This is a genomic window from Pseudomonas sp. 14P_5.3_Bac1 (genome assembly GCF_025466135.1).
GTDB lineage: Bacteria > Pseudomonadota > Gammaproteobacteria > Pseudomonadales > Pseudomonadaceae > Aquipseudomonas.
On the sequence record NZ_JANLOF010000056.1, the window covers coordinates 130,215 to 143,985 of the forward strand.

Sequence of the window (13,771 nt, forward strand, 5' to 3'; positions counted from 1 at the left end):
TGAGCGGGCACTGCGCAACGGTTTATCAGTGGAACAATACCGCCGTCTTCTGCAGGGTCACCCACACACCCCACGCCAACGGAATGCCCACCACCAGCCACGCCACGATAGCCAATGGCACGCTGGCGGAAGAAGCCTTCCACTCCAGCGACGTAGAGGCAGTGGCGCCTTTGTCATGGCCCAGCGCCTGTTCGGCAGCCAGTTCCGCGTCGGTCATGAAGTACTTGTCGGCCACCGGGCGCACCAGCAGGTTGCAGATGAAGCCCAGCACCAGCAGGCCGGCGAGGATATACAAGGTGATGTCATACGCCGCGGCACGTTCAACGCCGATGCTCAGCTGATACTCACGCAGGTAGTTGACCAGCACCGGGCCCAACACGCCCGCCGCCGCCCAAGCAGTCAACAGGCGACCGTGGATCGCGCCGACCATCTGGGTGCCGAACAGGTCGGCCAGGTACGCCGGAACGGTGGCAAAACCGCCGCCGTACATCGACAGGATGATGCAGAACGCCGCCACAAACAGCGCCACATTGCCCAGGTGCCCCAGGTTCGGGATCAGCGCGTAGAGGGCAAAGCCCAGGGCGAAGAACACGAAGTAGGTATTTTTACGGCCCAGGTAGTCGGAGAACGACGCCCAGAAGAACCGCCCACCGATGTTGAACAGGCTCAACAAGCCGGTGAAGCCTGCAGCGATGGCCGCGATGGATGCCAATTGCCCGGCATCCAGCTGGCCGAACGGCACATCAACACCCAGCAACTTGCCACCGAACACTTCCTGCAGCAGCGGCGACGCCATGCCGAGAATGCCGATACCGGCAGACACGTTCAGGCACAGCACCAGCCACACCAGGCGGAATTGCGGGGTTTTCCACGCCACGTTCACGTGAACGTGACGGTGGGTGATCATCGCATTGCTGGCTTTTTTCGCCGGCGCGGTCCAGCCCTCAGGCTTCCAGCCGGTTGGCGGAACGCGGTACGACAGCGCGCCGCCAATCATGAACACGAAGTAGATCACGGCCATGACCACGAAGCTCTGCCACACGCCCACGCTTGTTGGCGAAGCGAAGTGGCCCATCAGCGCTGCGGCCAAGGGTGCACCGACCATTGCGCCGCCGCCAAAGCCCATGATCGCCATGCCGGTGGCCATGCCGCGTTTGTCCGGGAACCACTTGATCAGGGTCGACACGGGCGAGATATAGCCCAGGCCCAGGCCGATACCGCCGATCACGCCGGAGCCGATCCACATCAGCCAGATCTGGTGGGTATAGATGCCCAACGCCGAGATCAACAGACCGCCACACCAGCACAAGGCCGATACAACGCCGGCCTTACGTGGCCCGGCATGTTCCAGCCAGCCGCCCCAGATCGCTGCGGAGCAACCCAGGAAGATGAAGAACAGCGTGTAGATCCAGCCCAGCATGGAGATGGGCCAGTCGCACTGGGACGAGAAGACTTGCGTGATGAAGCTCATGTCCGGCGCGCAGGCGACCGGTGCCGTGATACCCAGCGCTTTGGACAGCGGCAGCCAAAACACCGAGAACCCGTAGGCCATGCCGATGCAGAGGTGGATGGCCAGGGCGGCCGGTGGAACCAGCCAGCGGTTGAACCCTGGCTTGGCGATAATGCGCTCCTTGGACAGGAACGCAGGCTGTGCGGCAGTACTACCAGCCGCAGTGCTTGTGCTCATTGGTGTTTCCCCCAGTTATTAGTATGTGTCCGTCAGGCGCTCTCTCCCTCGGCCTTGCACGCAGAGCGTTAGCCGTTGTTGTCGAGTAAAGCTCCTTTTAAGCGCGACGCTGTGTCGCAGACGACAGACGAACCCGCGCAGATTAGCACCAGTGGATGACAGAAAAACCAAACTGATATCACCTTTTTCACGCAACCTGCTCTGTTGGGCGACAAAATCCGATTTTGCTGCGTCTAGATACAATGTAACGATGCATGAACTGACGCAGGCCGTCGGGCGTTATACTCTGCGGCTAAATTTTGAAATCGACATACAAGGACTCGCCCATGAAAGCGTTCGGCAAAATCCTGGGTCTGGTACTTCTCGGGCTGTTGCTGATCATTGTGGCCCTGGGCTTTGCCCTGACCCACCTCTTCGATCCCAACGATTACAAAGACGAGATCCGCCAGATTGCCCGCGACAAGGCCCACATCGAGCTGACGCTCAATGGCGATATCGGTTGGAGCCTGTTCCCCTGGCTGGGCCTGGAATTGCACGAAGCCAGCGTCGCGACCATGACCAACCCGACTCAGCCGTTTGCCGACCTGCAGATGCTCGGCCTGTCGGTGCGCGTGCTGCCGCTGCTGCGCCGTGAAGTGCAGATGAGCGATGTGCGTGTCGAAGGCCTGAACCTGCGCCTCAACCGCGACAAGCAAGGCCACGGCAACTGGGAGGACATCGGCAAGAACGTGACCGAGAAACCGGCCAATGCGCCGGTGCCTGCCCCCGCGGAAACGCCGGCCGAACCTGAACCGGAAAAGCCGCCAAAACCGATCCGCCTGGACATCGACAGCCTGACCATCAACAACGCCCGCGTTGAATACAACGATGAGCAGACCGGCAAACAGTACAGCGCCGAAAGCATCCAGTTGAGCGCCGGAGCCGTGCACGAAGGCGCAAGCATTCCGCTCAAACTCACGGCATTCCTGGGCAGCAACCAGCCGCTGATGCGCGTCAAGACCGAGTTGAACGGCAACCTGCGCATCCAGCGTGCGCTCCAGCGCTACCAGTTCGAAGACATGAAGCTGAGCGGCGAAGCCACCGGCGAGCCACTGCAGGGCAAGACCGTAACGTTCTCCACCCAAGGCCAACTGCTGGTGGACTTGGCGGCCAACATTGCCGAATGGACCAACCTGAAACTCTCCGCCAACCAGCTGCGCGCCTTGGGCGAACTGAAGGTCAATGACCTGAACAAAACCCCACAGCTCAGCGGCGCCCTGTCCATTGCCCAGTTTGACCTGGCCAAGTTCCTCGACAGCGTCGGCCACCCGTTGCCACCGATGGCGGCGGGCAGCCTGAGCAAAGTTGAACTGGTCAGCCGCCTCAAAGGCACGCCTACCAGCGTGGCACTGGAAGACTTGAACCTGAAACTCGACAGCAGCACCTTCACCGGCCGCATCGCTGTAGAGGATTTCGCCAAGCAATCCCTGCGCCTGCAACTCAAAGGCGATACTTTCAACGCCGACAACTACCTGCCGGCCAAGTCCGAAACCGCCAAAGGTGCAGCGGCCGCACGCCAGGCCGAAGTGCAGAACAGCGAGGCCGGCGCCATGGCCGCCGGTGGCACCACACCGCTGCCGGACGCACCAACCAAAGGCGCGTGGAGCACCGACAAGCTGTTGCCACTCACGCGCCTGCGCACGCTGGACGTGGACGCCGACCTGGCCTTCGGCCAACTGACCCTGAGCAAGCTGCCGATCCAGAACGCTGCACTCAAAGCCTCCGGCATCGATGGCCAGCTCAAGCTTGATACCCTCAGCGGCGGCCTCTACAACGGCACCTTCCAGGCCAACGGCACACTCGATGTGCGCCAGGACATCCCGGTGCTGGCGCTGCAAACCCACATCAAGCAAGTGCCGGTTGAGCGCATCCTGCAAGCTCAGGGGCAAACCCCGCCGGTAAAAGGCCAGATCACCCTCGACAGCAACCTCAACGGCCGTGGCAACAGCCAGAAGGCGCTGATCGACAGCCTTAACGGCACTGCCAGCTTTGTGATCAATAACGGCGCGCTGCTCAACGCCAACATTGAACAGCAGCTGTGCACCGGCATCGCACTGCTCAACCGCAAGACCTTGACCACCACGCCACAAGGCAAGGACACGCCGTTCCAGGAACTGCGCGGCAACCTGACCTTGCGCAACGGCGTGGCCAGCAACCCGGACCTGAAAGTGCGTATCCCGGGCCTGACAGTCAACGGCAACGGTGACATCGACCTGCGCGTGCTGGGCATGGATTATCGCGTCGGCATCATCGTTGAAGGCGATACACGCGACGTGCCGGACCCGGCCTGCCAGGTCGGCTCCAACTTCCGGAGCATCGAAGTGCCGCTGCGCTGCCGCGGCCCGCTGGAGCTAGGCGCCAAAGCCTGCCGCCTGGACAAGGACGGCTTGACTCAGGTTGCGGTCAAAGCCGCCGGCAACAAACTCAGCGAGAAGCTCGAAGAGAAACTCGACAAGGTCAACCCGCAGTTGAAAGACGCCCTTAAAGGCCTGTTCAAACGATGAGAAACGAGCAGTTTTCACAGGCAGTGCTGGACTGGTACGACCGCCACGGTCGCCATGACCTGCCCTGGCAACAGGGCATTACGCCTTACCGGGTGTGGGTCTCGGAGATCATGCTGCAACAGACCCAGGTCAGCACCGTGCTCAATTACTTCGACCGGTTCATGGCTTCCCTGCCGACGGTCGAAGCCCTGGCCGCCGCGCCGGAAGACGAAGTGCTGCACCTGTGGACCGGCCTGGGTTACTACACCCGCGCACGCAACCTGCAGAAGACCGCCAAGATCGTCGTCGCCCAATACGGTGGCGAGTTTCCCAAGGACGTCGAAAAGCTCACTGAACTGCCCGGCATCGGCTTATCCACTGCGGGTGCGATCGCCAGCCTGAGCATGGGCCTGCGGGCGCCCATCCTCGACGGCAACGTCAAGCGCGTATTGGCGCGCTTTACCGCGCAAGAGGGCTACCCCGGCGAGCCCAAGGTCGCCAAGCAGCTCTGGGCTACCGCAGAGCGCTTTACGCCGCACGATCGCGTCAACGCCTACACCCAGGCGATAATGGACATGGGCGCCACGCTCTGCACCCGCAGCAAACCCAGTTGCCTGCTGTGCCCGCTGGAAAAGGGCTGCGAGGCGCACATGCTCGGTCTGGAGACGCGCTACCCACTCCCCAAGCCGCGCAAAACCATCCCGCAAAAGCGCACGCTGATGCCGATGCTGGCCAACGCCGAGGGCGCAATTCTGCTTTACCGCCGCCCTTCCACGGGCCTGTGGGGCGGTTTGTGGAGCTTGCCGGAGCTCGACGACCTCCAGGACCTGGAACACTTGGCCAACCAGCACGCGCTCGCGCTGGGCACGCCGCATGAACTGCCGGGGCTGATCCACACCTTCAGCCACTTCCAGCTGGCCATCGAACCCTGGCTGGTCCAGGTCGAGGAATCCGCCCATCACGTGGCCGAGGCCGACTGGCTCTGGTATAACCTCGCCACCCCGCCGCGCCTGGGCCTTGCCGCCCCAGTGAAAAAACTGCTGAAGCGCGCGGCCGATGTATTGAACGCAGGAGTTCCGTCATGACCCGCACCATCATGTGCCGCAAGTACCACGAAGAATTGCCTGCCCTGGAGCGCGCACCGTTCCCCGGCGCCAAAGGCCAGGACATCTTCGACAACGTCTCCGCCAAAGCCTGGGCTGACTGGCAAAAACACCAGACCCTGCTGATCAACGAAAAACGCCTGAACATGATGAACGCCGAAGACCGCAAATACCTGCAGGGCGAGATGGACAAGTTCTTTTCTGGCGAGGATTACGCCAAGGCCGACGGCTACGTGCCGCCTGCTCAATAATTGATCAAAAACCGGGGTCGGCACGTAAGCGACGGTAATAATTAAATATTTTTTGAAAACTTGCTTGACGACCCCCTGAAAAACCCGTTTAATGCGCCCCGTTGCCCAGATAGCTCAGTCGGTAGAGCAGGGGATTGAAAATCCCCGTGTCGGCGGTTCGATTCCGTCTCTGGGCACCACTAATTAGTTTCAGGTGGTGCAAACGCCATCTGAAACACACAAAAAACCCGCCAAGTGCGGGTTTTTTGTTGTCTGGAATTTATGCGTCCCACCCAGGGCGATCCACTATCGCCCCGAGCCCATGCAACGGCAGTAAGCCGCCCGCCTACTTCAGCAAAAACACCATCAGCGGATTATCGTTCAGCCGCCCTTCAAAGCTTGGCGCCTGCTGCTCCATCGACGTCCCTTTCAACAGCGCTGCCTCCTTGCGCGGCACAATCACCCAGGATGGCCGTGGCAACGTGGTTAATTGTTCAAGCTGATTATCAGCGACGAACAGCGGCTGCTCATCGTGATCCAGGTTCATCATGTAGCGCACCGCCCAGGTATCGCGCCCCAGATTGACGAACACCAAGGGGCCTGGATCGGACTCACGCAGCGCTTCAACCTGGCTGACAAACTTGCGCGTATCAAATTGCAGATCCTTGGCGGGGTCTATCACCACCACCAGCAGCAGCCACTGCGCCGCCAAGGCGATTGTGCTGAGCCACACCAACCGCAATGGGCGCCGCCAGGCAATCAACGCCGCCGCTTGCAGAACCAGCAGCGCGCCAATCAACAACGGCAACGAAACGTCAGGCCAATACCCGTGCTTCTGCCAGGCATGCCGACACACAAACAGCACAACCACGCACAACGCCGGCAGCGCCGCGACAAGCCCTTCGTAGCAGCGGCGCACGCCGATCAGCCAATGTTGCGCCTGAAGCAGCCCATAGGCGGCGACAGCGGCGAACATCGGCACCATCGGCAAAATGTAATAAGCGCGCTTGAAGTGCGGCACCGAAAGCCCAAGCAAAATCATCAAGCCACAGGCGCCAAGCCGCACCACCAGCTGAATATCCTCATTGACCCAGCGCTCAGACCAGCGATGACGCAGCGCAATCATCGTGGCCAGCGCGAGCGGCACCACTGGGAAGTAGCGGTACAAACTGAGCTTGAAGTAGAAGTAAAACGGCTCGCCACTCTCATCGAGTCGGCCGCTGACCTGCATCCTGAACACCTCATCGGCAAAGGCGTCGCCCCCGCTGAACCGCGCCAGCTTCATCAACACCCACCAGCAGGCAACCAATAGCGCCAGCGCCACAAACCCGTGAATCAGCACCTGCTTGACGCGCTGCCCCGGCCGGCCGAGCGCCCAGTACACGCACACCACGCCACACACCTCGATCAACCCAAGCGGCCCACGAATCGCGAACGCCAGAATAAATAACGGGAACACGGCAAGCTGCCGCACCCGCGACCCCATGCGCTCGCCGCTGTGCAGCAGGTAGAAACTGCCCACACACAGCAACGCGATCATCAGGTCCAGGCACACCGAGCGCGACTTATCGAGCAATTGGGTGGTGAGCAGCGTCAGCAATACCGTCAGCCACGCCCAAGGTCGGCTCAATGGCACCAGCAAGCGATAGATCAGCGCGATCATGCCCGCCGAGGCAAGCGCCGTCGGCAGGACATTCGCCAGGTGGTTGGGCGCCCCGAACAAGCGGGCAAACACGAAGCTGAAAAAGGTCGCGGTCCCCGGGTAGTCCGGGTAAGGCTGACCGTAGGTAGTCGGAAAAAGACTCGCGCCATGGCGAAACATTTCTTGCAGAAACAGCGCCCAACGCCCGTCAAACCCTTGGGGTTGCTCATCCCAGATGCCCAAGGTGAACAGCAGTAAAGCGATCAGAAACAGGCCCAGGGACTCCAGGCGAAAACGGCTGCGGTGATCCATCGAATGTCCTTTCAGGTAGGCTGCGCCGACTCCATGGTGCCGACTCAGCTCCTGAATAGCGCCTGAACAAACCCGAACATTTATGGATTTATCGACCAGCGCGCCACACCAGTGCCGGAATCAGCCGGATGTAGACTAGCTCGCCCATCAGCTCAACGAGGGTTTGCAGAATCACCGCCGTTGCAGCCAGCCCGCGCACGTCTTCCGGCAAAGCCAGCGCAAGCGGCAAGACCACCAGAGAATTGCGGGTCGAGGCACTGAACGTGATCGCCCGCGCAGTCACAGCAGGCAACGCAAACAACCGCGCAGCCAACGCGCCCATCAACGGCGCCAGCAACAAGAAGCCCACGTACACCGGCATCAGCGGCAACAGCAAACCGATATCGCGCACCACCGAGGTGATCTGCGAGCTGATGACCACAAACAGCACCAGCGCCATCGCGGGCACCGGCAGCCAGGCCCAGGCGTCGTTCCACATATTGATCACGCTGGAGCGCCGCGCCAGGAATGTCGTCAGCACCGCCAGCATCATCGGCAGCACAATCAACAGCACAAACGCCTCCACGAACGGCTCTACCGCCACCACGACAGCGGATTGCGCGCCCAGCATGAAACCCAGGTACACCGGCAACAGCACCAGTTGCAGCAGCAACAGCACCGGCGTTGCCGCCAGCATCAGCCGCGAATCGCCTTTACCGATGTGGGTAAACACCACCACGTAGTCGATGCACGGCGTCAGCAACACCAGCAATGCACCCACCAACAGCGCCGGGCGCTCCACCAGGCCACGGGTCAACGCCCACACCAGCAGGGGCACCAGGATGAAATTGGCCAATAACAGCGCCGAGATAAAGCGCTTGTTGCCCAAACCCTGGCGCAGCTCCAGAAACGGGATTTGCAGGAACATCGCATACATCAGCACCGCGATGGCGGGCGTCACCAGCACGCCAAGACCGTGGGCTGACAGCGGCGCAAGCACGCCGAATGCCGCGGCCAGCAGGACGGCAACGAAGTAGAGGAGGATCTGACTGTGTTCGAGGGTGTCGCGGGTCATGGACTGACTTTGGCTGATGAACAGATCGCAAGCCTAAGCACTCAGGGGGGCGAGGTCGAGCATCGCGATATTTGTTACGCCCCTGCCGCGCTAAATTTGTTAATTTCGGTTTCTTATAAAAGCGCGTGGCCCTACAGCCCACACCAAAAGCGCAAGGATCAAGCCGACCTATGAACCTGCCCACTCGACCAGCCCCGGAAGCATTCCGTGAGCCCGCCAACGACGGCTACCCCATCGGCGGCTTCACCTGGCGCCATATCAGAACCGACCCGATACGCCCGGTTGTCATCATCAACGCCGCCACTTCCGTACGCTGCCGCCACTACTCTCGCTTCGCCGAATACCTGTTTGCCAATGGCTTGGACGTCATCACGTACGACTACCGAGGCATAGGCGAGTCCCGCAGTGGCTCGCTGCGCGGCTTCAAAGCGTCGTGGTCGGATTGGGGCGTGCTGGATTTCGAGGCGATGCTGCAGCGCGCGCAACGGGAGTTTCCAGGGCAGCCGATTGAGGTGGTCGGTCACAGCTTTGGAGGCTGTGCGGCAGGGCTTGGCGCTTCCGGCGCGGTGATTCGACGCATCGTCACAGTCGGCGCGCAGTTTGCGTACTGGCGCGACTATGAGGCCAGCGGGCGCTGGCGCATGTTTGCCAAGTGGCATGTGGTGATGCCGCTGGTGACCGCGCTGTATGGCTACTTCCCCGGCAAACGCCTGGGCTGGCTGGAAGACACACCGGCCGGCGTGGTGCACGACTGGGGCACGCCAACCCCCCGGTATGAGACGCGCCCCAGCGGGCGCGCGCTGAATGAGCTGCCATTTGCCCGCGTGAAGGCGCAGTTGCTGGCGATCAGCATCACCGACGACCCGTTTGGCACGGTGGCGGCAATTGAGCGGCTACTGGGCTATTTCGAACACAGCGAGCGCACGCATCTGCGCATAGCTCCTGAAGATATTGGCGAAAAAGCCGTCGGGCATTTCGCCTTTTTCCGCAGTGAATATCAGGACCGGCTGTGGCCGATTGCACTGGCGTGGCTGCAACACGGTGAGTTGATGCAAGGCGCTCCCGGTCAGCGCGTTTAGAATCCCTTGGGATTTACCCCCAACCTGCGCTTCAATACCCACCCAGACCCAGTACCCAAGGACGTTGAGCCCATGGCCTCGCCGAACAAGCAGCAAAAACGTGCCCACCGGGCAAAGGCCAAGGCCAAGCAAAACCGTACCCAACGCAGCGTTGCGACCAAGCCGGATGCATTTGCCGGCGATGACAGCCGCATTGACCTTGAGTCGGTAGATTTGACCGAGTTGTTTATGGAGATGCGCTCCGCGGGCGAAACCAGCCAGCAGGCACTGTGTGCAGTATTCCTGGCGCACCCGTTGCTGGCGCTGGTGCTGGAGCAGGAAGGCGAAGAAGAGGCCACTGACTTCATTCTCGCGGCACTGATCGAGTACCGGCAGTGGGCGACGGACAGTGATGATGAAGCGGCAGCGCTGGCGTGGATCGAGTCGCCGCAGTTTCAGGCCGATTACGTGGCGGCCTCCCAAGCGCTCGCCAACTCAGCAGACTGACGCAAAACCAGATGTGGGAGCGGGCTTGCCCGCGAAAAGCGGTGGATCAGTCGCCAGATGTGCTGGCCGATCTACCGTAATCGCGGGCAAGCCCGCCCCCACATTTGAATTGCGATGCATTGCGCAGCGCATTTCATTACATCAATTGAGTACGGCAGCGCCTACTTTCTGCGCCTTGCGACGGCTCGCCACAAACAACCCCGCCAGCACCACCAGCAAGCTCAAAATCCCGGTCGCAATAATCTCGACCCGGTGCGCTTCCTGGAACAGCATGATGGTCAGCGTACCGACGATGAACACCATTACCGCGTAGGTCAGGCCAGGGAACAGCCACATCTTGAACACAATCTTCTCGCCCGCAGCCGTGCGCTTCTGGCGCATGCGCAGTTGCGACACCGCGATCACCAGGTACACCAGCAAGGCGATGGCGCCGGAGCTTGCCAACAGGAACTCGAACACCGCCGCCGGGGCGACGTAGTTGGCGAACACTGCCAGGAACGCCGCGCCAGTGGACAACAGCACCGCGCAGTAAGGCGTGCCGCTTTTGTTGGTGCGCTTGGACATCGCCGGCGCATCACCGCGACGCCCCAGAGAGAACAGCATGCGCGAGGCGGTGTACAACGCCGAATTCAGGCAGCTGGTCACGGCAACCAATACCACCAGGTCGACGATCAGCTTGGCGTTCGGAATGCCCATGCGTTCCAGCACAGTCTGGTAGGAACCTACGGCCGCCAGGGTCGGATCGTTCCATGGCACCAGCGACACAACAATGAAGATCGACAGCAGGTAGAACAAACCAATCCGCCAGATCACCGAGTTGGTGGCCTTGGTGATTTGCTGGCCAGGGTTCTTCGATTCGGCCGCAGCGATGGTGACAATCTCGGTGCCCATGAACGAGAACATGGTGGTCAGGATGGCCGCCAATACCGCGCCCATGCCATTAGGCATAAAGCCCTGGGTGTCGAACAGGTGGGACACACCGCTGACCTGACTGGTCGGTAGGAAGCCGAAAATCGCCGCCAGGCCGAGGATCACAAAGCCCACAATCGCCACGACTTTGATCAGCGCAAACCAGAATTCGAATTCACCGTAGTTTTTCACGCTGAACAGGTTGGTTGCCGTGAGCAGCAACGTGATGATCAGGGTAAAGGCCCAGATCGCCACATCGGGGAACCATGCATTAAGGATGGTCGCAGCGGCGTTGGCTTCCAACGGAATCACCAGCACCCAGAACCACCAGTACAACCAGCCAATGGTGAAACCGGCCCAATGGCCAATCGCGCGGTCGGCATAGGTGGAGAACGAACCGGTATCCGGTGAGGCTACCGCCATCTCGGCGAGCATGCGCATCACCAATACCACCAACGTACCCGCAGCGGCGTAAGCCAGCAGTACGGCCGGGCCGGCGGCAGCAATCGCGTGGCCGGAGCCAACAAACAAACCGGCACCAATGACGCCGGCAATCGACAGCATGGTGACGTGACGCGGTTTGAGCCCCTGTTCGAGGTCATTGGAGCTTTGCGTACTACTCATTGACACACCTTTACGAGGAATTGCGAAAACGGTCCGCCCGGCCTGCGATCTTTCTCGTGAAAAGAAACCAACGGGGCGTTCTTTATTTTTTACGCAAGATTTGCGCCAAAATATTACAGAGCCGCGATTGACGCGGGCTGTAGGACAATTCAACGTGCGCTGCAAGTCATTGAGAACAATGGCATTCCGCTATAGCGTTACCGTGCGACCCACAATCCAGACGGTCATGCGCACCAAAAACACACACAAAAAGTGCGTGACGCCCCACAAAGGGGCTGATATGGACCGTTTGCCCGGTTAACCCTTCCAACACCCGGCCAAAGCTGGCACCATCGCGCCCTTTTTTACGCAAAGCCTGTGGATTTCTCGGGTTCAAACGTCTGTAGGTTGTTGATGGCGCGACACGCTGCTGCGCCGATGCGACACCCTGCCGCAGGCCACCCGTTAACCGTCCGCAGCGCTGTTGGCTGCCATCCGAACGCTATGCTAGCTTGGCGCCTCGCCAGGAAGGCGGCCCAACAGCAGGAATGCAATGAACACAATGAGGACCGCACATGGCCGAGGCCGCGCCCGCGCTTGAAATCCGCAACTTGCATAAACGCTATGGTGAGCTTGAGGTACTTAAAGGTATCTCGCTGACCGCCCGCGACGGCGACGTGATCTCGATCCTGGGTTCCTCCGGTTCCGGCAAGTCCACCTTCCTGCGCTGCATCAACTTGCTGGAAAACCCGCACCAGGGACAGATCCTGGTCGCCGGCGAAGAACTCAAGCTCAAGGCCGCGAAAAACGGCGAGCTGATGGCCGCCGACGGCAAACAGATCAACCGCCTGCGCAGCGAAATCGGTTTTGTGTTTCAAAACTTTAATCTGTGGCCGCACATGAGCATCCTCGACAACATCATCGAGGCGCCCCGCCGTGTGCTCGGCCAAAGCAAAGCCGAAGCCACGGAAGTGGCCGAAGCCTTGCTGGCCAAGGTCGGCATCGCCGACAAGCGCCACGCCTACCCTGCGCAACTGTCCGGTGGCCAGCAGCAACGGGCGGCCATTGCGCGCACCCTGGCCATGCAGCCCAAGGTCATCCTGTTCGACGAGCCGACATCGGCGCTTGACCCGGAAATGGTCCAGGAAGTACTTAATGTGATCCGCGCGCTGGCCGAAGAAGGCCGCACCATGCTGTTGGTCACCCATGAAATGGGCTTTGCCCGTCAGGTGTCCAGTGAAGTGGTGTTCCTGCACCAGGGCCTGGTCGAAGAGCAAGGATCGCCACAGCAGGTGTTTGAAAACCCGCTTTCGGCGCGCTGCAAACAATTCATGTCCAGCAACCGCTAACGGAGCAACATGCATGCAGAACTATAAAAAATTCCTTCTGGCCGCGGCCGTTTCGATGGCGTTCAGCGCCACGGCCATGGCAGAAACCTTGAAGATGGGGATCGAAGCGGCCTACCCGCCCTTCAACAATAAAGACGCCAGCGGCAACGTCGTCGGCTTCGACAAAGACATCGGCGACGCCCTGTGCGCGAAGATGAAAGTCGAGAAGTGCGAAGTGTATGTGTCCGACTGGGACGGCATCATCCCGGCCCTGAACGCCAAGAAGTTCGACTTCCTGGTGTCCTCGCTGTCGATCACCGATGAGCGCAAGCAGGCCGTCGACTTCACCGACCCGTACTACTCCAACAAGCTGCAATTCATCGCGCCTAAAGCGACTGCGGACTTCAAGACCGACGCGGCCTACCTGAAGGGCAAGGTCATCGGTGCACAGCGCGCGACGCTGGCCGGTACTTACCTGGAAGACAAGCTGCCGGACACCGAGGCCAAGCTTTATGACACCCAGGAAAACGCCTACCTCGACCTGACGTCCGGCCGCCTGGACGGCATCCTCGCCGACAAATACGTGCAGTACGAATGGCTCAAGAGCAAAGACGGTTCGGCCTATGAATTCAAGGGCGACCCCGTTGTAGAAAGCGACAAGATCGGTATCGCCGTACGCAAGGGCGACCCGCTGCGCGAGCGCCTGAACAAAGCTTTGGCAGAGATCAAGGCAGACGGCACCTACAAAAAGATCAACGACAAGTACTTCCCGTTCAGCATCGAATGATCTGAACGGCCTGCCCGACGCGCTGCTTG

Annotated in this window: 11 protein-coding genes and 1 tRNA gene; 8 read left to right on the forward strand and 4 right to left on the reverse strand. The window is 60.5% G+C overall.

The window, feature by feature from the left end; all coding sequences use genetic code 11:
• Positions 1-25: 25 nt before the first annotated feature.
• The gene (locus tag NTD89_RS12980) at positions 26-1,687 is read right to left on the reverse strand and encodes an OFA family MFS transporter (protein WP_145159872.1); all 1,662 of its coding nucleotides are present in this window, start codon (positions 1,685-1,687) and stop codon (positions 26-28) included.
• Between the two features lie 326 nt (positions 1,688-2,013).
• On the opposite strand from NTD89_RS12980, the gene NTD89_RS12985 reads away from it, so the two are divergent.
• From NTD89_RS12985 to NTD89_RS13000, 4 genes are all read left to right on the forward strand, one after another.
• Positions 2,014-4,230 carry an AsmA family protein gene (locus NTD89_RS12985; RefSeq protein WP_262208062.1) on the forward strand — a complete coding sequence of 739 codons (2,217 nt, stop codon included), beginning with the start codon at positions 2,014-2,016 and terminating at the stop codon, positions 4,228-4,230.
• The gene (gene mutY / locus NTD89_RS12990; RefSeq protein WP_262208064.1) at positions 4,227-5,294 is read left to right on the forward strand and encodes an A/G-specific adenine glycosylase; all 1,068 of its coding nucleotides are present in this window, start codon (positions 4,227-4,229) and stop codon (positions 5,292-5,294) included. The genes NTD89_RS12985 and mutY overlap by 4 nt, the downstream gene beginning before the upstream one ends.
• Positions 5,291-5,563 carry an oxidative damage protection protein gene (locus tag NTD89_RS12995; protein WP_106577463.1) on the forward strand — a complete coding sequence of 91 codons (273 nt, stop codon included), beginning with the start codon at positions 5,291-5,293 and terminating at the stop codon, positions 5,561-5,563. The genes mutY and NTD89_RS12995 overlap by 4 nt, the downstream gene beginning before the upstream one ends.
• A 103-nt stretch (positions 5,564-5,666) precedes the next feature.
• A tRNA-Phe gene (locus NTD89_RS13000) sits at positions 5,667-5,742 on the forward strand.
• A gap of 146 nt (positions 5,743-5,888) precedes the next feature.
• On the opposite strand, the gene NTD89_RS13005 is transcribed toward NTD89_RS13000, so the two are convergent.
• Both NTD89_RS13005 and NTD89_RS13010 read right to left on the reverse strand, forming a co-directional pair.
• Entirely contained in the window at positions 5,889-7,496 is a 1,608-nt protein-coding gene (locus tag NTD89_RS13005) for an ArnT family glycosyltransferase (protein ID WP_262208065.1), read from the reverse strand.
• Between the two features lie 88 nt (positions 7,497-7,584).
• Positions 7,585-8,550 carry an arsenic resistance protein gene (locus tag NTD89_RS13010; protein ID WP_262208066.1) on the reverse strand — a complete coding sequence of 322 codons (966 nt, stop codon included), beginning with the start codon at positions 8,548-8,550 and terminating at the stop codon, positions 7,585-7,587.
• A 170-nt stretch (positions 8,551-8,720) separates the two neighbouring features.
• Between NTD89_RS13010 and NTD89_RS13015 the strand changes: the two genes are divergently transcribed.
• Both NTD89_RS13015 and NTD89_RS13020 read left to right on the forward strand, forming a co-directional pair.
• On the forward strand, positions 8,721-9,629 hold the full coding sequence (locus NTD89_RS13015; RefSeq protein ID WP_262208068.1) for an alpha/beta fold hydrolase: 909 nt from the start codon (positions 8,721-8,723) through the stop codon (positions 9,627-9,629).
• Positions 9,630-9,701: 72 nt separating this feature from the next.
• Positions 9,702-10,115 carry a hypothetical protein gene (locus NTD89_RS13020; protein ID WP_145159861.1) on the forward strand — a complete coding sequence of 138 codons (414 nt, stop codon included), beginning with the start codon at positions 9,702-9,704 and terminating at the stop codon, positions 10,113-10,115.
• Between the two features lie 141 nt (positions 10,116-10,256).
• Here NTD89_RS13020 and gabP read toward each other — a convergent pair whose 3' ends face one another.
• On the reverse strand, positions 10,257-11,648 hold the full coding sequence (gabP, locus tag NTD89_RS13025; protein ID WP_145159859.1) for a GABA permease: 1,392 nt from the start codon (positions 11,646-11,648) through the stop codon (positions 10,257-10,259).
• A gap of 554 nt (positions 11,649-12,202) precedes the next feature.
• Here gabP and NTD89_RS13030 point away from each other — a divergent pair.
• Both NTD89_RS13030 and NTD89_RS13035 read left to right on the forward strand, forming a co-directional pair.
• Positions 12,203-12,976 carry an ABC transporter ATP-binding protein gene (locus NTD89_RS13030; protein WP_106577457.1) on the forward strand — a complete coding sequence of 258 codons (774 nt, stop codon included), beginning with the start codon at positions 12,203-12,205 and terminating at the stop codon, positions 12,974-12,976.
• 13 nt (positions 12,977-12,989) lie between these two features.
• Positions 12,990-13,742, forward strand: a complete 753-nt coding sequence (locus NTD89_RS13035; protein WP_003187758.1) for an ABC transporter substrate-binding protein — start codon at positions 12,990-12,992, stop codon at positions 13,740-13,742.
• Positions 13,743-13,771 lie beyond the last annotated feature (29 nt).